The organism is Pseudomonas sp. ADPe, from assembly GCF_014843515.1.
In the GTDB taxonomy this organism is placed as follows: domain Bacteria; phylum Pseudomonadota; class Gammaproteobacteria; order Pseudomonadales; family Pseudomonadaceae; genus Pseudomonas; species Pseudomonas citronellolis.
In genome coordinates this window covers 43,183-66,849 of sequence record NZ_CP062122.1, presented here as the reverse complement: position 1 = coordinate 66,849, position 23,667 = coordinate 43,183, and the positions used below count along the sequence as shown (strand labels likewise).

At 61.1% G+C, this 23,667-nt stretch carries 21 protein-coding genes and 1 pseudogene; 13 read left to right on the top strand and 9 right to left on the bottom strand.

Going from position 1 to position 23,667, the window contains the following annotated elements:
* Positions 1–340 precede the first annotated feature (340 nt).
* From IG194_RS00250 to IG194_RS00230, 5 genes are all read right to left on the bottom strand, one after another.
* A complete protein-coding gene (locus tag IG194_RS00250; RefSeq protein WP_141679704.1) occupies positions 341–1,060 on the bottom strand; it encodes a hypothetical protein in 720 nt (239 codons plus the stop codon).
* Between the two features lie 19 nt (positions 1,061–1,079).
* Positions 1,080–1,745: a DUF3218 family protein gene (locus IG194_RS00245; RefSeq protein WP_082996207.1), complete on the bottom strand. Its 666-nt coding sequence runs from the start codon at positions 1,743–1,745 to the stop codon at positions 1,080–1,082.
* Between the two features lie 17 nt (positions 1,746–1,762).
* Positions 1,763–2,770, bottom strand: a complete 1,008-nt coding sequence (locus IG194_RS00240) for a hypothetical protein (RefSeq protein ID WP_082996208.1) — start codon at positions 2,768–2,770, stop codon at positions 1,763–1,765.
* Between the two features lie 867 nt (positions 2,771–3,637).
* Positions 3,638–3,775 (bottom strand): hypothetical protein, encoded by a 138-nt coding sequence (locus IG194_RS32630; RefSeq protein WP_225617153.1) that lies wholly within the window; start codon positions 3,773–3,775, stop codon positions 3,638–3,640.
* A gap of 309 nt (positions 3,776–4,084) precedes the next feature.
* The gene (locus IG194_RS00230) at positions 4,085–4,585 is read right to left on the bottom strand and encodes a hypothetical protein (RefSeq protein ID WP_043271946.1); all 501 of its coding nucleotides are present in this window, start codon (positions 4,583–4,585) and stop codon (positions 4,085–4,087) included.
* A gap of 67 nt (positions 4,586–4,652) precedes the next feature.
* On the opposite strand from IG194_RS00230, the gene IG194_RS00225 reads away from it, so the two are divergent.
* Positions 4,653–5,561 carry a LysR substrate-binding domain-containing protein gene (locus tag IG194_RS00225; protein WP_043272234.1) on the top strand — a complete coding sequence of 303 codons (909 nt, stop codon included), beginning with the start codon at positions 4,653–4,655 and terminating at the stop codon, positions 5,559–5,561.
* A 157-nt stretch (positions 5,562–5,718) separates the two neighbouring features.
* Here the strand turns inward: IG194_RS00225 and IG194_RS00220 are convergent, their stop codons facing one another.
* On the bottom strand, positions 5,719–7,425 hold the full coding sequence (locus IG194_RS00220) for a BCCT family transporter (RefSeq protein WP_043271944.1): 1,707 nt from the start codon (positions 7,423–7,425) through the stop codon (positions 5,719–5,721).
* A gap of 408 nt (positions 7,426–7,833) precedes the next feature.
* Between IG194_RS00220 and IG194_RS00215 the strand changes: the two genes are divergently transcribed.
* The 12 genes and pseudogenes from IG194_RS00215 to IG194_RS00165 all read left to right on the top strand — a co-directional run bounded on the left by IG194_RS00215 (position 7,834) and on the right by IG194_RS00165 (position 20,867).
* Entirely contained in the window at positions 7,834–9,021 is a 1,188-nt protein-coding gene (locus tag IG194_RS00215) for an aromatic ring-hydroxylating oxygenase subunit alpha (RefSeq protein ID WP_043271942.1), read from the top strand.
* 10 nt (positions 9,022–9,031) lie between these two features.
* Positions 9,032–10,477, top strand: coding sequence for an aldehyde dehydrogenase family protein (locus IG194_RS00210; protein ID WP_058491011.1), 1,446 nt, complete (start codon positions 9,032–9,034; stop codon positions 10,475–10,477).
* Between the two features lie 10 nt (positions 10,478–10,487).
* Positions 10,488–10,649: pseudogene (locus IG194_RS32625) on the top strand (rubredoxin); the annotation flags it as partial.
* Positions 10,638–11,873, top strand: coding sequence for an FAD-dependent oxidoreductase (locus IG194_RS00205; protein WP_225617252.1), 1,236 nt, complete (start codon positions 10,638–10,640; stop codon positions 11,871–11,873). The pseudogene IG194_RS32625 and the gene IG194_RS00205, both read left to right, overlap by 12 nt.
* A gap of 10 nt (positions 11,874–11,883) precedes the next feature.
* Positions 11,884–13,212 (top strand): NAD(P)/FAD-dependent oxidoreductase, encoded by a 1,329-nt coding sequence (locus tag IG194_RS00200; RefSeq protein WP_043271939.1) that lies wholly within the window; start codon positions 11,884–11,886, stop codon positions 13,210–13,212.
* A complete protein-coding gene (locus IG194_RS00195; protein ID WP_043271937.1) occupies positions 13,209–13,580 on the top strand; it encodes an ethanolamine utilization protein EutQ in 372 nt (123 codons plus the stop codon). The genes IG194_RS00200 and IG194_RS00195 overlap by 4 nt, the downstream gene beginning before the upstream one ends.
* A gap of 20 nt (positions 13,581–13,600) precedes the next feature.
* Positions 13,601–14,776 carry an MFS transporter gene (locus tag IG194_RS00190; protein WP_043271935.1) on the top strand — a complete coding sequence of 392 codons (1,176 nt, stop codon included), beginning with the start codon at positions 13,601–13,603 and terminating at the stop codon, positions 14,774–14,776.
* Positions 14,777–15,267: 491 nt separating this feature from the next.
* Entirely contained in the window at positions 15,268–15,561 is a 294-nt protein-coding gene (locus IG194_RS00185; RefSeq protein ID WP_058490079.1) for a hypothetical protein, read from the top strand.
* A 40-nt stretch (positions 15,562–15,601) separates the two neighbouring features.
* Entirely contained in the window at positions 15,602–16,342 is a 741-nt protein-coding gene (locus IG194_RS00180; RefSeq protein ID WP_176707142.1) for an SDR family oxidoreductase, read from the top strand.
* 462 nt (positions 16,343–16,804) lie between these two features.
* The gene (locus tag IG194_RS00175; RefSeq protein ID WP_058490078.1) at positions 16,805–17,338 is read left to right on the top strand and encodes a sigma-70 family RNA polymerase sigma factor; all 534 of its coding nucleotides are present in this window, start codon (positions 16,805–16,807) and stop codon (positions 17,336–17,338) included.
* Positions 17,335–18,288, top strand: coding sequence for a FecR domain-containing protein (locus IG194_RS00170; protein WP_058490077.1), 954 nt, complete (start codon positions 17,335–17,337; stop codon positions 18,286–18,288). The genes IG194_RS00175 and IG194_RS00170 overlap by 4 nt, the downstream gene beginning before the upstream one ends.
* Positions 18,289–18,395: 107 nt before the next feature.
* Positions 18,396–20,867 (top strand): TonB-dependent siderophore receptor, encoded by a 2,472-nt coding sequence (locus tag IG194_RS00165; protein ID WP_082996209.1) that lies wholly within the window; start codon positions 18,396–18,398, stop codon positions 20,865–20,867.
* A gap of 161 nt (positions 20,868–21,028) precedes the next feature.
* Here IG194_RS00165 and IG194_RS00160 read toward each other — a convergent pair whose 3' ends face one another.
* The 3 genes from IG194_RS00160 to IG194_RS00150 form a co-directional block, all read right to left on the bottom strand.
* Entirely contained in the window at positions 21,029–21,226 is a 198-nt protein-coding gene (locus IG194_RS00160; protein ID WP_009622930.1) for a hypothetical protein, read from the bottom strand.
* Between the two features lie 140 nt (positions 21,227–21,366).
* Positions 21,367–22,056, bottom strand: coding sequence for a GNAT family N-acetyltransferase (locus IG194_RS00155; protein ID WP_058490075.1), 690 nt, complete (start codon positions 22,054–22,056; stop codon positions 21,367–21,369).
* A gap of 447 nt (positions 22,057–22,503) precedes the next feature.
* The gene (locus IG194_RS00150) at positions 22,504–23,589 is read right to left on the bottom strand and encodes an IS110 family transposase (RefSeq protein WP_083540403.1); all 1,086 of its coding nucleotides are present in this window, start codon (positions 23,587–23,589) and stop codon (positions 22,504–22,506) included.
* Positions 23,590–23,667: the final 78 nt, after the last annotated feature.

Below are 23,667 nucleotides of genomic sequence, written 5' to 3'. Positions count from 1 at the left end.
CCGCTCCTACGGGAGCAGGTCCCCTCGTAGGATGGTGTTGAGCGAAGCGATACCCATCGCCATGACCGCATGGGTTTCGCAAGCTCAACCCATCCTACGAAAAGCACCTCGACGCAGACAGTTGCTCCTACGGTTACAGGGAAGCACGGGCGTAGGAGCGGACTTCGTCCGCGATTGGATTCACCGGCCACGCCGGACGCCCCGGCGGCACCGTCGACGGCGGATAACCGCGAACGGTTATGCGCCCTACGTCCGGCCGCGCTCCTCTGCGGCGGCATACAACCGCTCTATCCCTGCGCGCTGATATCTGCCTATACCCATAAGAGTTCTCGGTATGAGCTTATTCAGTCTGCTTTGCACATTTCTCGTTGAGTTGGCGGGCTTGGTTGATTAACTCGCTGAGTACATCGCTGGATGCAGGTTTCGGTACTGCGGCGGCTGATTTTATTTTGGCCTCGGATAATATCTCCTGGGTAAGCTGTGAGCATGATGGGAAGTCATGGTTGGTGAAGCTTGTTTCCGCTATTTTCAGTTTGTAGTGGATGGCTATTGAATCCGGGAGTTGTGCCTTGCAATGGGTTAGCATTGTTTCAGCTATTCTATAGGCCTTGTTGTCGTTTCCTGCCTTCACTGCATCAAGAAACTCTCTGCGGCTGCCTGTGACCTGGAATGAATAGCATCCGTTGGGAGAGGCCTTGTAGGTTCCGTCAAATGAAGCTCCCGCACCGCACCATCCGCTGCAATGGTTGGGCGATGTTTTGACGGCCTCAATCGTTACGGTATCTGGTTCGGTTTGATTTATGTTGATCTTGCACTCTGTATCGGAATCGCCTGGGCTTGCTACGATGCCTGTCCTGCCTTTTAAGTTTCCTTTCAGTGTGCAGGAAGAACCATTGCTTCCATACGTTTGGATATCGAAGCTCTGTCCTCCTGCATGGGGTGGCAGGATGCTTATATACCCCATTCCAGAATCCAGAGAGTATTCGTTTGAAATCACTCCAGTCGCCATTGCGGCGACTGGAGTGAGTAGGATGAAGGTAAATGATAGTTTTTTGATCATTGCTTTATCCTGACGCTTCTCAGACGATCGAGAAATAAGCGAGTGTTATTGCTATTCCGGTGGCATACCTTATGCCGCTGGAGATGTTGTCGTGAACTGTCCAGTAGTTTGGGCTTGAAAGCGTCACTCCAATCCCTTGTGAGAGTAGTTGCTTTAAGTCCGTAGGGAGATTCATTGAGGCTATTTGCGTATTGCTTAAGCCTCTAATATTTACGCCATATGATACTGTCAGTCCTGAGTCTTGGTTAGGGCTTCCTCCAGACATTATTTCCACGCCAACATCCGTAGGGTAGATGTTGGGAGACTGCTGTAGGAGGCTAAGATAATTGGCTCCATATCTTTGTTTGACCGTGTCTAGGTTTGCCGCTATTGAGCTTACTAGTGTCATGATTTCGGAACATGCTTGAGGCTTGTTTTGTGCCATCTTGAATGTAAGCAAAAGAACTTGGGCTGATTCCGCGGACAGTATTGTTCCGTACTTCTGGTCTACCTGTGATACATCACCGTTGGGTACGAATTCAGGGTGAAGGACGATAGGGATGTTTAAAGCTTCTATTAGCTGTGGTTCGGGGTATGGGTAAGATGGATCGCACTGCTGTGCCAAGGGCTTGTAGAGATTGGCGATGACTTGGCCAGGGTTCTGATAGATATTGGTTTGCTGTGCTTGAGCGGTAGATTCGGTCATTATGGCATCCTCCTTGATCACTGCTCATATCCAAAGGAAACTGCTAAATATCTGGCTCTGGCTTCGAGTCGCTTGGATATCTCCAGGCTGGGGTCGTTAGGAACTCCGTTCCAATTGCGCAGTTCGTGAATAGCCGTCGGCCAGTCTTGGCTGTTAATAGCCTGCTGGAAATTTTGGAAGTTCTGGTTTTCACCGAAGTTATAGTATAGGTCGACAGCAACGGTTCTAGCTGCTTGTGGGAGGTTTGGCCAACTTGCCGAGAACTGGTTGCTGGCGAGGCGCTGTACGGTTTTTATAAGTTTTGCACTGAACAGCAGAAGGGCATCGTCGTCCGTTAGGTGTTGCCCTAATGAGGCATAAATAGTCCAGAAGTCTGGAGTGGAGGTCGAAATCTGTAGGGCCGGGGTGACTTTCTGTTTGGTAGAAAATGGAAGATTCAGAGCTTCAAGATCGCTTGCATTGTGTGTGAAGCAATCAAATCCATAGCCAATTGTTATATGCCCGTTCACAAGTGCAATGGTTTTGGGGCGCTGCCCAGCGTTTAATTCGTTTCGTGCAATAAAATCGGTGTTTATTTTTTGCTCAAGAAGATATTGAATATTGGCTTGAAGCTTTTCAACTTTGTCGCCTTTGTCACCATCCTGCAGGTCCTGAATGGTGGCCACCGCTTGTTGATTAAGACCAGTTTGATATTCCTCGATGGTGATTGAGTTCGGTTTTACGCCTAGCTCTACCGGAGTTCGAAAAGTGGTCTCATGGATTTTTAGATAACTCTCGGTTACCTGCACTGGCCGACCTGCAAGATTGGATATGCTGTTGGTCAGGCTTTGTGTGAAGCCTGGATCGATCCGCTCAGCAATACTTGAGCTCTGGATCCAGTAGTCAAAAGTGTAGGGGGTGATTGTTGTTGGAGGGAATTCGAGCACGGGGTAATTGGCTAGAGCCCTTATGAGTGACTGAGCCTTCTCAGCTGTGGGATGGCTGTGTGCTGGTGTGTTAAGCAGGTCAATGTAACTAGTGCGCATTTTGCTCTCCTCCACTGAGAGATTCTTATTGATCGAGTTGGCTCGAGTGTGTCACCTGTCTTAAGTATGGAAGAGCACTGAGGGATAATGCCTAGTGCTTAAATACAATACTGCATGCTTGGGTGTGGCTATGTTGTCCGAATACTTCCATTAGGTGTGTAAGCCATTTGCTATATATCTTGTAAGTGTGGTTGCTTCGGACAAAGATTACGCAATGGTAAATCTTGCTGTCGGCTGTTCGCATTCCACAGATCAGCCCGTTGAGGCCGGCATGGGGCAATCAAGTCATTTCCAAGTCTGCTGTTCGCAGGTTGGCCTGGTACAGCTTATCGACGTTCAAGAGGGCAAGTTCGCGCTAAGTGGTGGAGAGGTTGGTGCTTTGTCATTGGGGCGCTGAGCTATCAGGCCCAGCTATGAGTGGCGCACCGAGGAAGTCAGCGTCGAGCGGGAAAATGCGGATTTGCTTTCCTCACACCAAGCGGTCAGCGGCACCCCCTCGCTCCCGACTAACCCCGGCCCCTGCCTTGAACCACGGCAGAAGCCCATGCAGGAAGCGTGTAGTAGCTGGAATGTATGTAGAAAAGGGACCGATTCATTTCTTCTGCTCTAAAACTGTCCGGGACGAGACCAGAGTGCTGAAAATAAATCTGTCTCCCTCTTCCGCAAGCGGGAGAGGGCTGTCCGGCATGCCCGTGAGATTCGGCATCAACCTATAGGTGCGCGGTGTGTGGCAACCCGTAGGAGCGGATCTCATCCGCGAATCGCGCCGGGACGTCCGGCTATCGCGGACAGAGTCTGCTCCTACGGTGTCGGTATGGCGCGACGCGGCACTCACCTGCGGCGGATAACCGCGAACGGTTATGCGCCCTACGTCCGGCCGCGCTCCTCTGCGGCGGCATACAACCGCTCGGCATCGGCCGCCAGGTACTCCAGTGCGCTGAAGGTGCCGTCCAACACATCCTCGGCGGGCGCCCCCAGGTCCGGCGCGCCGGCCAGCAGGCGCATGGTGGGACTGGGCAGTGTCGTAGAGGTCCGACGGGGCAGCGTGCTTGAGGGGATGGGATAGAACATGGGCTGCAAGGCTCATGAAAATCTCCCAGATCGACTCAGTCTTCCGCCTCCCGACGCCAATAGGGGAGGGCGGACCGTACAGGTTGGCGTACCGGAATCTGGGAACCGGCGCATCCGAAGATGCCCCGCACGGCCCGCCCATGACACGGGTGCAGCCACGCAAGGTACCGGAGATTGACCCAGACACCTTCCAGAATTCCGTGACGCCAATCCCACACCGTTCTGTTGAGCGGCTGAGCAACGTCAGGGAGTTGCCGTGAGGCTGTCAATCGGGCGTGGCAAAGAGCGAGGCGGTTGGCCTGCATAGCCGCCGTAGGCGAATGGCTGCTTCCGACCCATAGCCGCCCTTCGCAGATGGCAGCTACCGGTCAAAAGCAAGCTGTCAAACGGCCCGTTGATGTAGAACAGGTTCGGCAACGCGACGGACTTGTAGTTCATGAACACATTGGCCCAGAATTCATCGAGATCTACACTCTCCTTGCCAATGACCGGCATCGGACGAAGGAATCCATCAGCATCGAAGCCGGTCCCCAGGATGATTGTGTCCAGCGGCTGGAAAGACCCATCCCTCAAGCGGATGCCATTTGTCTCAATCGGCTCGATACCTTCGGTCACGATCGAGACGATCGGCTGCTGTACCGCTTCATGGAATCCGCCAGATACGACAATGCGCTTGCAGCCAGCTTCGTAGTCCGGCGTTAGGGCATGCACAAAAAATAGGAATGGCCGGGTGTTGCGGTGCAACGTGACTGGCTTCAGACCACTAAAATGATGCAATTCGACAGAATAAGAATGAGTGGTTGTATACGCCGTGAGAATCCAGCCTCTTCCGCCTCTCAACAGCCTGCTTGCCTTTGAATCTGCAGCCCGTCATTTGAGCTTCACCCTTGCCGCCAAAGAGCTGAACGTCACGCAAGGGGCGATCAGTCGCCAGATTCGACTGCTAGAGGACTATCTCGGGAAGACGCTCTTCGAGCGAACGACCCGAACCATCAACTTGACCCCGGCAGGCGCTCAGTACCACGAGACCGTTCGAGAATGCCTGCTTCATCTGGCCCGCTCCACTGGCGAGATCCGGCAATGGCGAGGCGATCAGCAAGTGACGGTGGCCACCAGCACGGCCATGGCATCGCTCTGGCTTCTGCCCAAGGTTGCGGAGTTTCAAAGTCAGCACGAGGAGATCGATCTGCGAATAATCGCGCTCGACCATGTGAAAGACTACTCCCGACTCGATTGCGATCTGGCGCTGTACTACTGCAGTACCCCGCCCAAGGACATGGAAGTGACACCGTTGTTCTCGGAGGAGATCTATCTGGTCTGCAGCCCCGCTTACCTGGCGAAGAATCCCCAGCTTTCGTCGATCGACGGACTGTCTTCCTGCACTTGGTTGTGGCTCGAGGACTCGCAGCGCGACTGGATAGGTTGGCCGGAGTGGTTTAAGCGTCTGGGGCATGAGCCTGGGATCCCGAAGCATCGGGTCAATATCAATAGCTACAGCATGCTGATCCAGTCCGCCGTTAGCGGTCAGGGGGTCGCGCTGGCCTGGGACCGGTTGGTCGATGAGCCATTGAGCACAGGCAGCCTCGTACGACCGAATGATCTTTCTCTACAGACAGATGCAAAGTTCTGCTTGCTGGAGCCGCTGAGTGCGCGTAGGCCACGACAGAGCGTGAGGTTGTTCCGCGACTGGCTCATGGGGCTACCTTCGGTTCAAGGTTGAGGGGGCTACTATCGACAATCAAAGATCAGGACTTTCAGGCGCAGAAACGACCAAGGCCGTCAGCTTGTGGCTGACGGCCTTGGTGCTGTCAGGTGGCTAGTGGCTCTTCCGGTTCATTGCGTCCAGCCAATCGGGAAGGGCCACGGTATTGCCAATGTCAGCCGGCTCTTCGTGCGGTCATTGGGGAGACCGCAGCAGCCCCGCCCAGTACTGGTCCGCGAAGTTGCGAGACGCCCTTCTGGGAATGCTCCTGAACGAGTAGACGGCCGCCTGGGGGTAGGTCGGGCTGGCCGTTGAGCGACTCCTGCCGCAAGGTGCGGACCAGGGTGTAGCTCATTACAGTCATCAGGATTGCGATTGGCAGGCCGACGGCGATGCTCGCCATCTGGATCGCCTTGAGTCCTCCCGCCAGCAGCAGGCCGGCGGCGATGGCGCCTTCCAGCACGCACCAGAGCAGCCTGATCCAGTTGGGCGGATTGGTGCTGCCCAGCGCGTTCAGCGTACAGAGCACCTGTGTTCCCGCATCGGCCGTGGTGACGAAGTGCACCGCGAGCAGCAGGCAGACGAGGACGGACAGCACCGCGCCGACGGTCGGGCCATCCAGTTGCCCCAGCAGGGTGAACATCGCCGCAGTGGTTTCCTTCTTGGTCGCCAGGAGAACGGTGCCGCCTTCGAACCTGGTCTGCTCCTGGGCCACTTGGGCACTGGCAACTGTCTTCTGGTATTGCTGGCGTTCGGTCTGCTCGTTCTTCAGCGCCGCGCCACCGAACACGGACATCCAGAGGATGGTGACCAGCGTGGGTACGAAGAGGGCGCCTACGATCAGCTCGCGGATGGTGCGGCCCTTGGAAATGCGCGCGATGAACAGGCCCACGAACGGACCCCAGGTCATCCACCACGGCCAGTAGAACGCCGTCCACCAGTTCTGCCACTGGGTGTCCTTCTGCGTGTCCATCCAGAGGCTCAGGCTCGGCAGGGTCTGGATGTAGTCGCCGGTGGATTCGAACATCAGGTTGAGGATGTAACGGGTCGGACCGATGGCCAGGACCACCAGCATCAGCGCGAAGGACATGTACATGTTGAGCGTCGAAATGCGCTTCATGCCCTTGGAGAGGCCGGCCAGCAAGGAAATGGACGCGATGATGGTGACGACCAGGATGATCGACAGCTGCAGCACGATGCTGATCGGCAGGCCGAACACCTGGTGAAGGCCGGTGTTGATCTGCGCCACGCCCAGGCCCAGCGATTGCGATACGCCGAAGGCGGTGATGGCGACGCCCATGATGTCGACCACATGGCCGATCCAGCCATAGATGCGGTCACCGATCAGCGGGTAGAGGATGGAACGCAACGCCAGCGGCAGGCCGCGACGGTAGGCGAAGTATGCCAGGCTCAGGCCGATGAGGCTGAAGATCGCCCACGGATGCAGGCCCCAGTGGAACAGGGTGATGCGCATAGCCGCGGTGGCGGCTTCGTCCGTCAGGCCCGCGGCGAACGGGTTGCCGGCGTAGTGCAGCATCGGCTCGGCCACCGACCAGAAGATCAGTCCGATGCCCATGCCGGCGCTGAACAGCATGGCGATCCATGAGCCGAAGCTGAACTCGGGCTCGTCATCGTCGGCACCCAGTTTCAGGTCGCCGTACTTGCTGGTGGTGAGGTACAGCAGGAGGCAGAGAATACCGCTTACCAGCGCTAGGTAGTACCACTTGAAGTTGTCGAGGATGAAGGTCGAGGCTGCTTCGAAAGTCTTCGCGGCTTGCTCGTTGGTGAACGCGCAGAACAGCACGAACAGCACCACGGTGACTATCGAGGCGAGGGTTACGGTGGGGTTGAGGCCTTTCAAAGGGCCCGTTTGTGCACGCATGGTTGTTGTCCCCTTTTATTTTTGTTCAGGGCTTTTTTTCGTGTGGAGCGAGGGTCAGGCATTGGCATCTGCCTGAATCACGGAGGTCGCTTCACGCTGGAATGATCCCGGGATGATCGTGCCCGAGATGTGGCAACAAAATGGTCGACGCTGGGCCTGGCGACAAATCATTTCTGCTCATCAATTAATTACCATGACTCATTAAATTGGGCGAGCCGCCTTTGTTTCAAATTCACGAACTGCGATGCTCACAAGGTTATTCGAAAATTTCACATTAATGAGAAAAGGTAATTAATTAGGCCGAAAAAATCGTTTGTCCGCTGCTTCCTCTCTTGCCGAAACTCGCCGCCATGCAGCAGGCCGAATCGGCTGCGCATTTCCTTCCGTGCCAAGCAAGAGAGAACAACAATGACTTCGACTGCCCCTCGCCTGATTCCGACCCATGCCCTGGAAACCGTCCTGGCTCCCATCCACGAAGCCCACGGTCTGACCAACGAGTTCTATACCGAGCAGCGCTATTTCGAGCTGGAGCGCGATCACGTGCTGGGCCGCAACTGGGCCTGCATCGGTTTCGCCAGCGACCTGCCGAAGAACAGCTACGTGAAGCCGGTGGATTTCATGGGGCTGCCGTTGCTGATGATGCGCAACCGCGAAGGCGTGGTGCAGGTCTTCCACAACGTCTGCAGCCATCGCGGCGTGAAGCTGGTGCAGGAAGCGGGCGAGGTGCAGGGCGTGATCCGCTGCCCCTACCACTCCTGGACCTATGACCTGAACGGCGGCCTGAAAGGCACCCCGCACGTCGGCGGCATCAACCAGCACAAGGACGAACGCTTCGCCTGCGAGAAGCACGGCCTGAAGGCGCTGCGCAGCACCATCTGGATGGACATGGTGTTCATAAACCTGTCCGCCGATGCGCCGGCGCTGGAAGAGCAGCTCGCGCCGCTGACCGAGCGCTGGACCCAGTTCCTCGGCACCGACGGCATGGACCTGATTCGCCGCGAGGCCAACAGCGGCGCGCTGAGCATCGAGGTCAACTGCAACTGGAAGCTGGCGGTTGAGAACTACTGCGAGTCTTACCACCTGCCGTGGGTGCACCCGGCGCTGAACACCTACTCGCGCCTGGAAGACCACTACAACATCATGTTCGACCAGTTCGCCGGCCAGGGCAGCCATGCCTACAACTTGTCCGACGTTGCCGGCACGCACCTGCCGACCTTCCCGTCCTGGCCGCAGGATCGCATGCGCACCGCCGAGTACGTGGCCTTCTTCCCCAACGTGCTGCTGGGCATCCAGGCCGACCACGCCTTCGCCATGATGCTGGAGCCGGTGGCGCCCGGTAAGACCATCGAGCACCTGCGTCTCTTCTATGTCGGCGACGAGGCCCTCGACTCCCGCTTCGAGGCTGCCCGCGACGCAGTGAAGGAATCCTGGCGCGTGGTGTTCGCCGAGGACATCGCTTCCGTGGAAGGCATGCAGAAGGGTCGCCAGTCCCCCGGCTACAACGGCGGCGCGTTCTCTCCGGAGATGGATCTGCCGACCCACTACTTCCACAAGTGGGCCGCCCAGCAGCTGCTCGACTACGCGCAGAAAGCCTGAGGTGAACGCCATGCATCAGATCGCATCGCACTGGCTGAACTTCATCGACGGCCAGTGGACCGACAGTGAGCAGCGCCTCACCGTCAATAATCCCGGCACCACCGAACCGGTCGCCATCATCGCCCAGGCCACCGTGGCCGACGCCGAGCGTGCCGTGCAGGCGGCGCGCCGCTGCGCCGACAGCGGTGAGCTGACCTGCGCCCGTCCGGCGCAGCGGGTCTCCTGGCTGCTGGAGATCGCCGCGCAGATCCGCGCGTTGACCGAGGAGGGCGCCTGGGTCCTGTGCCAGGAGAACGGCAAGCGCCTGCGCGATGCCCGCGACGAGTTCGTCGAGGCTGCGCGCTACTTCGAGTACTACGCCGGTATGGCTGACAAGATCGAGGGGACCTCCATTCCCCTTGGCAACGGCTACATGGACTTCACCGTCTACGACCCGATGGGCGTGTCGCTGCAGATCGTGCCGTGGAACTTCCCGGTTTCCATCTGTGCCCGCTCGCTGGCGCCGGCCCTGGCTGCCGGCAACGCGGTGGTGGTCAAGTCGCCGGAGCTTTCGCCGCTGGGACTGTGCGTCCTGCTTAAGGCCATCGAACGTGCCGGCCTGCCGCGCGGCGCGGTGAACCTGATCTGCGGTCGTGGCCGCGAAGTCGGCGCCTATCTGGCCGGGCACCGTGACATCGATCAGATCGTCTTCACCGGCTCGGTCGGCACTGGCCAAAGCATCCTGCGCACTGCCGCCGAGCATGCGATCCCCAGCGTCATGGAACTGGGTGGCAAGTCGGCCGCGCTGGTCTTCACCGACGCCGATCGCGAGCAGGTTCTGACGAGCGTCAGGAACGGCATTTTCTTCAATGCCGGCCAGGTCTGCTCGGCCATGTCGCGCCTGCTGGTGCAGCGCTCGGTGTATGACGAGGTGGTGGCCGACGTGGCGGAGATGGCCAAGGGGCTGAGCGTCGGTCTCGGCCAGGACGATCCAGACCACACGCCGGTGATTTCCGCAGGCCAACTCCAGGGAATCGAGGCCATGTGCCGGCGCGCTCAGGAACAGGGCGCGGTGGTAGCAGCTGGCGGCGAAGCGATCAGCGGGCTCCGTGGGCATTTCATGGCGCCCACGGTGCTGCGCAATGTGCACCCGCAGATGGAAATCGCCCAAGCCGAGGTGTTCGGGCCAGTCCTTGCGGTGATTCCGTTCGGCACCGAAGAGGAAGCCATTGCCATCGCCAACGGAACCGATTTCGGCCTGGTGGCGGGCGTCTTCACTCAGGACCTCAACCGCGCGCTGCGCTGCGCACGGCGCCTGCGCGCTGGCCAGGTGTTCGTCAACGAGTGGTACGCGGGTGGCATCGAAACGCCGTTCGGCGGGGTAGGTCTGTCCGGTTTCGGCCGGGAGAAGGGGCAGGAGGCTCTCTACAGCTACGTTCGGACCAAGAACCTGGCCCTGCGTATCAAGGGCGAGTGAGGGCGCGGCTATGAAAAAGTGGCTCTGCATCATCTGTGGCCTGATCTATGACGAGGCCGTGGGCTGGCCGGACGACGGCATCGCTGCCGGAACCCGCTGGGAGGACGTTCCCGAGGATTGGCTGTGCCCCGACTGCAAGGTCGGCAAGTCCGATTTCGAGATGATCGAGATCAGTGAGCCGGTCACCGCCGTTGCCACTCCGCCGGCTGCGCTGAAGCGGCCGGTGGCGGCCGCAGTTACTGCCGGGCCGGTGGTCATCATCGGCAGCGGCTATGCCGGTTACGGCCTGGCCCAGGAACTGCGCAAGGCCAATCCGCAACTGGATATCCGCGTGCTGACCCAGGAGTCCGGGCACAACTACTCCAAGCCGGCTCTGTCCATCGCATTGGCGCAGGGCCGCAGTGCCGCGGCGCTGGCCACGGAAAGCCCGATGGCGCTGGAGCGGCGCCTGGGCATCCGCATCTATACGCACTGCCGGGTCGAGCGGATCGATACCGAGGCGCGGCGACTTCACACCAGTCTCGGCGAGATGGATTACGGCCAGTTGGTGCTGGCCAGCGGCGCCTCGCCCGTGCGCCTGCCAATCGAGGGCTGCGCCGATGCGCTGCTCAGCGTCAACAACCTGCAGGACTACCACCAGTTCCGCGAGCGCCTGGAAGGCGTACGCAGCGTGGCAATCCTCGGCGACGGGCTGATCGGTTGCGAGTTCGCCAATGACCTGGCGAGCAGCGGTTATCAGGTACGGATCATCGGCCTGGGCGCCTGGCCGATGGAACGGCTGCTGCCGGAACAGGCGGGCCTGCAACTACAGCAGGCGCTGTCCGGCCTCGGCGTGCAGTGGAACCTGTACAGCACCTTGCAGCGTATCGAGCAGGATGGGGACGGCTATCGCCTGACCCTCTCCGACGGCCAGATCGTCGAGGCGGATCTCGTCCTCTCGGCTGTCGGCCTGCGACCGAACCTGCAATTGGCCGCGGACGCCGGTCTGGAGTGCGGGCGCGGCATCAAGGTCGACGCCAGTCTGCAAACTTCGAAACCAGGCATCTATGCCCTAGGCGACTGCATCGAGATCGACGGACAGCTGCTGCCTTACCTCGCGCCGATCAACGAAGGCATCCGCGCGCTTGCCCGGACCCTGCTGGGCCAGCCGACTCCCGTCAGCTACCCGCTGATGCCGGTCACGGTGAAGATTCCGGCCGCGCCGCTGTGCCTGCTGCCGCCGCCGGTCGATTGCGAAGGCCAATGGCGCTGCGACGCAACCGCAGACGGTCTGAGCGCGGCCTTCCATGACCCTGCTGGCGCCATGCGCGGCTTCGTCCTGCTCGGACGGCAGGCGCAACAGAAACGCAATGCCTGGCTGCAGAGCTGCCAGGACACCCAACAGAACGTGGCGTGAGTGCCGAACAATGAACAGTATCGTTAACCTGCCTCATGATGACCGCAGTTGCGGCTGGTACGCCGCGCTGCCCGAACCCTTCCCCTGCAAGCGTCTAGTAGGCGAGCAGAAGGCCGACCATGTGGTGATCGGCGCTGGCTTCGCGGGACTCGCCGCGGCGCGCCGGCTCGCCGAACACATGCCGCAATCGCGCATCCTGCTGGTGGATGCCCAGCGCATCGGCTACGGCGCCTCGGGCCGCAACTCCGGCTTCGTCATCGACCTGCCGCACAAGTTCGCCCTGGAGCATCCCGATCCGCAGCACAAGCAGCGCCTGTTGGGCCTCAACCGCGCCGCTATCGACCAGCTGCAGACCCTGATCGGACGCCATGGCATCGACTGCCAGTGGTCCCATGCCGGCAAGTACCAGGGCGCTGTCGGTGAGCGCGGTCTCGCCTACCTCGATCATTTCGAGAAGCTGATGGCTGACCTCGGCGAACCCTACCGCCTGGTGGAGCGCAATGAGCTGGCCGGAGTGCTGGGTACAAACTATTACAGCCGCGCCATCTTCACGCCGGGCTGCTACCTGATGCAGCCGGCCGCGCTGGTGCGCGGGCTGGGCGATTCGCTGCCGCAGAACGTCGAGGTGCTGGAGGAATCGCCGATCCAGCGTCTGGAGCGCGACGCCAACGGCCGCTGGGTCCTGCATGGCAACGAGGGGCTGATCCGCACTCCGCAGGTGCTGCTGGGCACCAGCATCTTCACCCAGGAGTTCGGCTTCCTGCGCAATCGCCTGCTGCCCGTGATGACCTTCGCCAGTTGGACGCGTCCGCTCACCAATGCCGAGATGAGTGCCGTCGGCGTCCAGGCCGACTGGGGGCTGACCCCGGCCGACCATGCGGGCACCACAGTGCGGATGACCCAGGATCGCCGCTTGATCATCCGCAATACTTACAAGCATGTACCGCGCTATGGTCGCAGCGTTGACGAAGGAACGCGCGCGAAGATCCGTAATGACCACCGCAAGGCATTCCTCTCGCGCTACCCGCAGCTAGCCCAAGTGCCATTCACGCACACATGGGGTGGCGTCTATGCCATCTCGCGCAACTTCACCAACTACTTCGGTCAATTGGATGATGGCGTATTCGCGACGGCATGCGACAACGGCGTAGGGGCGGCTTGGGGCACCATTTCCGGAGCGCTGCTAGCTGATCGGGTAGTTGGGGCCGAGTCTTCGCTGCTCAGCGACATCCAGACGGTGACCGGCATGCCCTCCCTCAACCCGCCGGAGCCGCTCCTTGGCCTTGGCGTACGTACGCGCATCCGCTGGGCGGCCTGGAACAGCAGGAGTGAGCTATGACGACGGCACCCGGTAGCAAGGGGCCGGTACTCCTCGTCGACCATCGTAATTTGGACTTCGTTCACCGTGGGGGCCCACCGGGTAATGCCAGCGTGGCCCGTGCCATCAGCAACGAAGTCTCACCCAACCTGGGCATTGGCTTCGCTCTCTGGGACGGTGCCGAGGTTGCCTGGACGCTGCTGTACGACGAAGTGATTTTTGTCATCGAAGGTTGTTTCGAACTCAGGGCGAACGGTGAGCTGTACCGGGTGGAGCCGGGGCAACTGCTGTGGATCCCCGAAGGGACTGAACTCGTCTACGGAGGCCACGCGTTGTTTGGCTATGTAGTACATCCCGGCGACTGGAAACAGCGTCACGGCCTCGCATAGAGCAGAACTGGGGATTTCAATTGTTCGCACTCGCCAAGGCATTCGGAACGATCTATGCCGCGACTCTGCTTATGCAGCTGGGGTCCAGTCTGCTCATGACGTACCTGGCTCTGCGTCTGGACGCTGAGGGTATTGCGGAACTTTGGGGGGGCGGTCTCATGGCTGCCCATGCCCTAGGCATGGTGGTGGGAGGACGCATCGGCTACTGGCTGATCAATCGGGTCTCCCATGCATTTGCATTCGTGATAGCGGCCGGTGTGATTGTGGCGGCCGTACTCAGCCATCAGCTAAGCGACTGGTTGCCGCTCTGGCTTGCTCTGAGGTTCGTCGTTGGGGCGGCGATGATGTGCCAGCTGATGGTCATCGAAAGTTGGCTCAACGACTGCTCGCCGAGTGATCGTCGTGGTGGCGCCATGTCGCTGTACATGGTGGCGAGCTACGTCGGCATGATGCTGGGGCAGTTGCTGATCGGCCTCGGCGATGGACTGAACGCATTGGTCCTGTCCGGGGTCGCCATCGCTGTCGCCATCGGCATGATACCCATGGCTATGCACAGAGGCAGGCGCCCGAGCGCAATCAGCCAGGTGCGCGTGCGGCCAATGTTCTATATCCGCCGACTACCCCAGGCGTTGGGCACTGTTCTTGCGTCGGGACTATTGAATGGCTGCTTCTACGGATTGACTCCGATTTTCGCCGCTCAGTTGGGATTCACTCCCGCACAGGTTGGTCAGTTCATGGCACTTAGCGTGGCAGCGGGGCTGGTTGCCCAACTCCCGCTCGGAATGCTTTCGGATCGATATTCTCGGGTGGCGATAATTCGAGCAACCTCGATCCTGCTCTGCGTCGCCTATTTGCCATTGGCTTTCCTCAATGCTCCGGAGGTGGGCTGGATCATGTTCGCAGGGGCTGCCGTAGGCTTTCTGCAGTTCTGTCTGTATCCACTGGGTGTCGCGCACGCCAACGACAACCTTGAAGTCGAGCTTCGAGTATCCGTCGCCGGAATGCTGCTGGTAGCGTTTGGTATTGGCGCGGCTATTGGCCCACTTGTCGCAGGAACGCTGATGGAGCGCCTTGGCCCGCAAGGCCTTTACCTGTTCGGTATTGGCGTCACGGCGCTTTTGACTGTGCTGATCCGCGATGGGCGCAAGAGCAGTGTTTCGATAGTCCACGCAAGTCAGTCTATTTCCACAAGCTGAGGTGCAAGAGATATCTCAGAAGAGACCGCGCTTGAGGGGCACGAGTGCAATTTGGGTCTTGGTTTAACCTCTACTAGTTAACTACCTAGGAATTAGGCCCCTAAAGCAAGGGACTGATAAAGCTTGCGCGCTGCCAATCAGCCTCGTTTGACGGTGACGTTGGATGTCTGCTCCTAGCCGAAAGCTGCCTTCGTTAAGCGGCAGCTCTTGACCCATAGCGAACGTTGCGACGCCCCGTCTCGGCAATGACGACGGAAGCTCGCTGCCTGCTCATCCGCACTTTCTCGGAGGCGCTTTGTATTCCAGTGTGTCCGCAGCGCGTTTTGACATTCGCAGAGATGGCTACGCCTTTTCTCGACACGGCGCAGATACCCCAAGGGCTTTTAATTCACTCCAACAGGACATCGGCGCGCGGTTGGAGCCAGCACTCTTCCAGAGCGTTCTTTCCCACTCCGATGGACTGTTCCCCCTAACCCTTGAGGAACAATGCCATGAACACTCTGAAGACCCTTGTGACCGCCATTACCTTTTCGCTGGCCGGCGTGGCGGTACATGCGAATGCGGCCGAGGCGCGCTGCTCCCACGGCACCGTCTGTTTCCAACTGACGCCCCTGGCTGAAGAAGGCGCAACCCCGCAACTGGCGGAAGATGGCTTCAGCAGGACGCCCCTGGGCATGCGTGTGAACTCGGCAGCACCTGCGCAACAGATCATTGCCGCAGATGGCTACAGCCGGACGCCGTTGGGCAAGCGCGTGGCGTCGTCCCATGAATCGGTAACCGTCTGATTTCCGGGTTTTCACGTTTTCAGTCAATGAAGGTGAGGCGATGAAGCGAGACGAAGCAGGGAATGACAAGGTCGCCATTGTTTTTGGTGGCTCCCGGGGCATTGGCGCGGCAGCGGCGAGGCAACTCGCCGCCGACGGTTTCTCGGTGGCGCTGACCTACGTGTCTCGGCCGGACAGCGCCAAAGCGCTGGCCGCCGAGATCGAGGCGGGTGGCGGCCGTGCTCTTGCGATCCAGGCCGACAGCAAGGATGCCGCCGCCATCCGCAATGCGGTGGCGGCGGCGGTCGAGCGCTTTGGCGCGATCGACGTGGCGGTGGTCAATGCCGGCGTGCTGCGGCTCGCCCGTATCGATGCCCTTGGCGTCGAGGACCTCGACCTGATGCTCGACGTGAACATCCGTGGCGTCATTCTCTCGATCCAGGCCGCCGTGGCCAGCATGCGCGACGGCGGGCGGGTGATCACCATCGGCAGCAATTCGGCCTCTGGGCGCACCTCGGTCGAAGGCGCGGTGTACGCGATGACCAAGGCCGCCGTTGCGCGCCTGGTGCAAGGGCTAGCGCTGGATCTCGCGGCGCGCCGGATCACCGTCAACAATATCCAGCCCGGCCCAACCGCGACCGACATGACGCAAGCGCACCTGGACGCGCTGGCGGAACTCGTCCCACTCGGACGCGTCGCCCAGCCCATGGAGATCGCCGGCCTGGTCTCGTATCTCGCCAGCCCGGCAGCGGCCCACATGACCGGGGCGAGCCTGACGCTGGATGGTGGCTATGCCCTGTAACGCCAGAAACGCCGGGGGCCGCGACGCTCAAGGGCTTGAACGGCAATGACGCCGACGCCCCATTGTGGAAGAGGAACAGATTTATTCCTTCTGCTCTAAAGCTGTCCGGATGGACGAGACTAGAGTGCTGAAAATAAACCTGTCTTGCACGGACACCATACCGGTGGGCACGGCTTCTCGTAGGAGCGAGCTTGCTCGCGAACGGGTTCCGCTGCGGGCTCATTCGCGAGCAAGGATCCTACGAAGCGCCCCCGCACGGCCGGTAAGAGAGTCGCTCTTACGGCACCAGGGCGGGCCGTGCAGGCTGGCACCGGACTCGGACCGGCGCATCCGAAGATGCCCCACACGGCCCCATGGCGGGCATCCACGATAAGGCGCGCTGATCCCGGCCCGAATGCCTTGATGGAAGAGGTGGCATAAAAATATAATGCGAGTCATTCGCATATGATGGAATGCCACTCCATGCACGCTACTGCCGCTACAGAGGATCAGCTGCTGCTCGGCCGGCTGTACCAGGACCACCACGGATGGCTGCGCGGATGGCTCCATCGTCGATTGGGCAACCGCTGCGATGCGGCCGACCTGGCCCAGGATACCTTCGTCCGCTTGCTCGTTTCGCCCGCTGCGCTGCAGCAGCCAATCGCGACGCCGCGAGCCTACCTGCTGACCATCGCCCAGCGGCTGGTGATCAATCTCTACCGTCGGCGCTCGCTGGAGCAGGCGTATCTGGAAGTCCTGGCCAGCCTGCCAGAGGCGTGCACGCCTTCGCTGGAGCATCAGGCTCTGGTGCTCGAAGCCCTGCACGAGGTCGACGCGGTACTGGCCCGCCTGCCGAGCAAGGCGCGCCAGGCGTTCCTCCTGTACCAGCTCGAAGGGCTCACCCAGGATGCCATCGCCCAGCGGTTGGGCGTGAGCGTACGTAGCGTTCAGCGTTATCTCGCGCTGGCTTTCGAAGAGTGCATCGTGCTGGCGGCGGAAGTGCCGGAGCACCCGTGAGCGCGCAACCCATCGACCGTGATATCGCTCGCCAGGCCGCGCGCTGGTATGTGCGCCTTCAGGGGCCGCGCGTCAGCGAGGCGCAACGTCGCGATTGCGAGCGCTGGCGCGCAGCCGACCCGGAGCACGAACGCGCCTGGCAGTTGGCGGAGGGCTTCAACCGGCGACTGGGGCTGATCCCGCCTCAGCTGGGGCTTGAAACGCTGGATCGTTCCCATGCCGCTACGCGCCGACAGGCCCTCAAGTTGCTCGCGCTGCTGCTGGCAACGGCGCCTGCAGCCTTGCTGGTTCGCCGTACGCAGTCCTGGCAGCAGCTCAATGCCGATGTTCGCAGCGGGGTAGGCGAGCAGCGCCAGATGTCTCTGGCCGACGGCACGCAGATTCATCTCAATACCGACAGCGCCGTCGATGTGGCCTTCGACGGTGCGAGCCGGCGGGTACGGCTGGTTGCAGGCGAGGTGCTGATCGTCACCGCCAAGGACCCCGCCGGCAGACCCTTCATTGTGGAAACTGCCCAGGGCGAGATCGAGCCCATCGGCACGCGCTTCCTGGTGCGGCAATGGCCCGAGGACAGCCAGGTTGCGGTGCTCGAAGGCGCGGTGAAGCTGAACTCGCGGGCTGGAGAATCCCAGCTGCTGAAGGCCGGCGAACAGGCGAGATTCAACGCCCGGCATGTGGGCGGCGTCGAGCCGCTCGATGCACGCATCGCCGATTGGACCCGAGGCGTGATCAAGGCCGAGCGTATGAGCCTGGCAAGCTTCGCCGCCGAACTGGGGCGATACCGGCCCGGCCTGTTGCGCTGCGACCCCGAGGTTGCGCAACTGGAAGTCTCCGGGGCGTTTCAACTGCACGACACCGACCAGGCGCTCCATGCGTTGACCCAGGTGCTGCCGGTGGAAATCCGCTATCGCACCCGTTACTGGGTCACCATCGCGCCCATTTCCAGCTGATCGGCCGGGCTGATTGGCGCTGCCGAATTTATTTTGTCGTCTTTTTCGTCTCTCGCGTGTCACCCGAGCACACAACGAAAAAACATGCTCGACACAGGGAGTCACTCATGCAGCTTCACCCCTTCGCTTCGCGCCGCGCAGCACGACCCAGCGAACTTGCAAAGGCGTTGCGCGCCGCTGCGCTCGGGCTGTGCCTGGGCCCGATCGGCTTCGTCGCGTCCGCGCAGGCCGACACCTCCGATCAGGCCAGTCGGCAACGCCACTTCGAGATAGCCCCTGGCCCGCTGGGCGCTGCGCTGGCGGAGTTCGCGAGCCAGGCGGGCATCACGCTGCCGTTGCAGCCGCAGCGGGTACAGGGGCTGAAGAGTCGAGGCCTGAGCGGCGATGCCGACGTCGACACCGGCCTGAGCCGGCTGCTCGAGGGGACTGGACTGCGCGCCTCACGGCAGGGCGACGGCCTCTATGTCCTGCGTCCGGTAGCCGAAGCCGAGCAGCCACTGAAGATGGATAGCAGCGAAATCATGGGCGTTCGCCAGGATGGCCTGACCGAGGGAACGGGCTCCTATACGACCGGCGCCATGCAAACCGCCACCAAGCTGAACCTCTCGCTGCGTGAAACGCCGCAGTCGGTCACGGTGATGACTCGCCAGCGCCTCGACGACCAGGCCCTGGCCGACCTCAACGACGTCGTGCAGAACACCCCGGGCATGGTCATCCGGCGCACGGGGCCGGAGCGTTCCACCTACTACGCCCGCGGCTTTGCGCTCGACAACATCATGTACGACGGCCTGCCCACCAGCCTCGACAGTTCCCAGCTGTCCCAGGACCTGCTTTCCGCAGACATGGCCATGTACGACCGGGTGGAGGTGGTGCGCGGCGCCACCGGCCTGATGCAGGGCGCCGGAAACCCGGCCGCGGCCATCAACCTGGTTCGCAAACGTCCTACGCCAACGTTCCAGGCCAGCATCCAGGGCAGCGCCGGCACCTGGGATCGCTACCGCACCGACGTCGACCTGTCCGGCCCGCTGACCGACAACGGCGCTGTGCGCGGTCGCCTGGTCACCGCCTACCAGACCCAGGGCAGCTTCCGCGACTCGCTGGATAACGAGCGGAACCTGTTCTACGGGATCGTAGAGGCCGACCTGAACGACAGCACCACCCTGACGTTCAGCGCTTCGCGCCAGCAGGACGACTACAACGGCAACGGCTGGACCGGCCTGCCCGTGGGCTTCGACGGCAGCGACCTGAAGCTGTCGCGTTCCACTTCCCTGAGCAATGACTGGGAGTACTGGAACAAGACCAGCACCTCCGCATATGCCGCCATCGAACACGCCCTGGACAACGGCTGGAAACTCAACCTGTCGGCCACCAAGTCCTGGGCCGACCTGGACATGCTGGGCACCTACATACTGGGGCGCACCGCCACCCAGACCTATGACCAGTACGTCGGCGCCGGCCATTATCGGGAAAGCCAGAACAGCTTCGATGCCTACGCCAGCGGCCCGTTCCGCCTGATGGACCGCGCCCACGAACTGGTGTTCGGTGCCAGCCATCGCCGCGTGGTGTTCAATGGCGACGTGCCGGCAAACGTGCTGCTGCACAGCAATATCGATATCTACAACTGGAACGGCGACACCCCGAAAGTCGCCAGCCAGACCAAATACGGCTGGCAGAACACCAACGCCAAGCTCAACAGCGTTTACGCCACCACCCGCCTGAACCTGGCCGACCCACTGAAACTGATTCTGGGCAGCCGCCTGGACTGGTACGAAAACGATACCAGCGCCCCCTACAAAGGCACCGAGACCGAACTCAAGGTCAACCGCCACGTCACCAAGTACGCCGGCCTGATCTATGACCTGGACGCGCATCACTCGGTGTATGTCAGCTACACCGACATCTTCAAGCCGCAGAGTTACTTCGACACCTCAGGCTCGGTCATCGAACCCATCACCGGCAAGAACTACGAACTGGGCATCAAGGGCGAGTATTTCGACGGCGCCCTGAACGCCTCGGCCGCCATCTTCCAGCTGGACCAGGAAAACCGCGCCAAGGCCATCACCGACCAGAGCCTTTGCCCCAGCTATCCCACCACTTCCTGCTACGAGGCGGCCGGCGAGGTGCGCAGCAAAGGCATCGAACTGGAACTGCAAGGGCAACTCACGCCCAACTGGCAACTGGGCGCCGGCTACACCTTCACCGAAGCCAAATACCGCAAGGATGCGAACAAGTCCAACGAAGGCCGCCTGTTCGATACCGACATCCCGCGACACCTGTTCAAGATGAGCACCACCTACACCCTGCCTGGCGCGCTCGACCAATGGCGCATCGGTAGTTCCCTGTACCGGCAGAACCGCATCTACAACAAAGGCACCACCTACATGATCGAGCAGGACGCCTACACGCTGGTGGACTTCATGCTGGGGTTCAAGCCGACTGCCCATATCGATGCGCAGCTGAACCTGAACAATGCGTTCGACAAGAAGTACTACAACTCCTTGAGTTCGTCTGTCACGGTGCCGAGCAACGTGTATGGGGAGCCGCGGAATCTGATGTTGTCGGTGAAGTACAGTTTTTGAAGCGGCCGCGGGCGCAGGCCTGACCGAGTGGGGAAGCGCAGGAGGCCTATGGACGCCTGGCATCAGCCGGCTTAGCGCTTAGCATCGCGGCGGTATGGCTGCCATGGGGGCGGAAGCTGACGACTACCGAGGTCTGCTTTCGACCCATAGCCGACATCGGCTCAATGGCCGCTGCTATGAATGAGCCAAGCGATGAATGCTACGAAGGGAGCAAATAGAATCAGGCCGCCGACAACTTCTGCCCAGCCATAGGCAAAGCCGCTTTCACCCTTGAACCGGCCACCGCTCAGAAATCCCAACACACGGACACCGATGCGATGCGCCAGATAGTGGACTATGAAGTCTGCGATGAAGTCCATTCTGCTTTCCTGGTCGATGCTCGCCTTCTCAGAGCAGGGACGAACGCCAGTGAAGCATAGCGTTCAAGCAGTCGGCTGCGAATGACCATTGCTTCTGGGCGTTAGCAGACACTCAAAGCCGAATCCGTTTCCGCTGGCTGTCAGTGCAGCGTGGGGAAGCGCTCTTTCACCAGCGCCTGGGCCTGATGGGCCATCTGGTCGAGCAGGCGGTCGCGTTTTTTCTCGGCATCGGCCATGGCCTTCCGGCCGTGTTGCTGCACCAGGTAGGCGTGGATCTGCCGCACTTCCCTGGACTGATAGATCGGGGCCAGGTCCTGCACCGCGACCATGCCGTCGGAGCGGTGATCGCGGGTGTTGAGCAGCACGTGTGGCCCCTGTGCGGCCAGGACCTGAAAGCCCATCGACTCGAAGGTCGGCACCTTGCTCGCCGCGCAGGCGAGTTCGACGTGGGGCCGATGGCCGGCCACCTGTTGCAGCATGGCCCGCGCGATGCCGTGCCGGCGATGGCTGGCCGTGACGGCCAGGTAGGCCAGCGTGCAGGCCTGGGCATCGTCCTGGCTCGGCAGGTACAGGGCAAAGCCCAGGACCTGGGAGGGATCCTCGTCGTCCAGCGCCAGGACCAACCGCGCGCTGCTGTCCACCTCGCTGTCCATGGCCTGCAGATACAGGTGCACCTCGTAGCCGATTACGTACTGGTACAGCTGATAGAGCGGATTGCTGGGCATCAGCGGTACCGGGCTGATGTCGCTGAAGTAGTCCACCACCATTTGCAGAACCTGATTCTTCAGGGACTCCGGTGGCGGTGCGTCCAGGGTTACGAGGGTGAACATCTGAAGCTGGCTCCGGGCGTGCCCGATCGGGGGAGATCGGTGCGGGCGCCATTGTAGCGCCCATGCGTGCCGAGCGTTGCAGCCGTTGGCGGAGTTCAGCGCGTAGGGCGAATGACGCGAAGCGTTATCCGCCCTACGCCCGGTCCGTCGTAGGAGCGGGCCCTGCCCGCGAATCGCGCGCAGGGCGCGCTCCTATGTATGGACTCACCCCCACCGTCAACCCGCTTTTGAACATGAAAACCCGACTGCATCTATGTATTAGGCCTGTTCGAGGAAGCCACGTCGGGCTTCTGGCCAACATTGGGTAAGCCCGCGGAATGCCGATTACAAAGAGGCCTCGAAGGCCGGTAGGAGCGTAGGCATCGATCCGCGACGGTCTGACCAGGGGTCAATGTTCTTCAGCAAGGGTTGGAGCGACTTGGCGCCCCGTTGGCGGGAACTCGTTGATCAGTGGCTCATTTCCATCTCCCGGCAAGCATTCGGCTTGCGCTGGTAGGTTTGTTCGCTGCACAGCAGCACCCAGGCGATACGCAGGTTGCGGTTGGCCAGTCGTACTGCCGCGCCCTTGCGCCCCAGACGTTGTAGCCAGCGCTGCAGGCGCCGATCGTCCGGGTGTTCGGAATCGGGCCGCAGTTGCTTCAACACCGCATGCGAGCCCACGACCATCAGGCTGCGCACATAGGCGTCGCCACGTTTGGTCATCTTGCCCAGCCGTACCTTCTGCCCGCTGCTGTGCTGGTCGGGCACGATGCCGAAGTAGGCAGCGAACTGACGCGCATTGGCGAAACGTTCCGGCTCGACCTGTTTGGCCAGCAAGGCCGTGGCCGTGATCGGACCGATACCACGTACCGTCATCAGCCGTTTGGCTGTCGGGTCGGCGGCGGCACAGGCTTCCAGACGCCCGGTCAGCGCGGCGATACGCTCGCCCAGCCGTTGCCATTCGTTCAGCATCTCGTCGATCAGCTCGCGCAGCAGCGCCGGCAACGGCTGGCGGGCGTCTTCCAGCACCCGGGTGACACCTTGCTTCAAGCCCACATCCCCCTGCGCCAGGGCGATGCCCTGCTCCAGCAGCAGCCCGCGGATCTGATTACCCATGGCGGTGCGCCGCCGCACATAGCCCCGCCGGACACGGTGCCAGGCCTGCATCGCCAGTGCCGCGACGCTCTTCACCGGTACCGACGCAATACTGCTATCCCGGCCCGCCCGCAGAATGGCGTGGGCATCATTGCGATCATTCTTCGCTCCGCTCCGGTGCTCGGCCACCCGCTGGGCCGGCAGGATACGCACCAGGTTGCCCTGCGCCTGCAGCAGCCGGGCCCAGGCTTGTGCTCCAGGACCGGTCTCCATCAGCACCGTCACGCCCTCCGGCAGCTTCTGCAGAAACACCTGAAACGCTTCACGCGACTTGATTCGCTGTTCGTACGCCAGTTGACCCTGGGCGTCTTCCCCCGCCACCTGGAAGACCTTTTTCGCCAGATCCACGGCGACTGTCATGCACACCGATACATCGGTTGCAGACACCGGCTTATTCATCGTCGTATGCTTTTTCATGGACTCACCCTCACTGTCGGTGGCTTCTTAGACCGCCACCGTGGCGCCTCGACGCCTCGG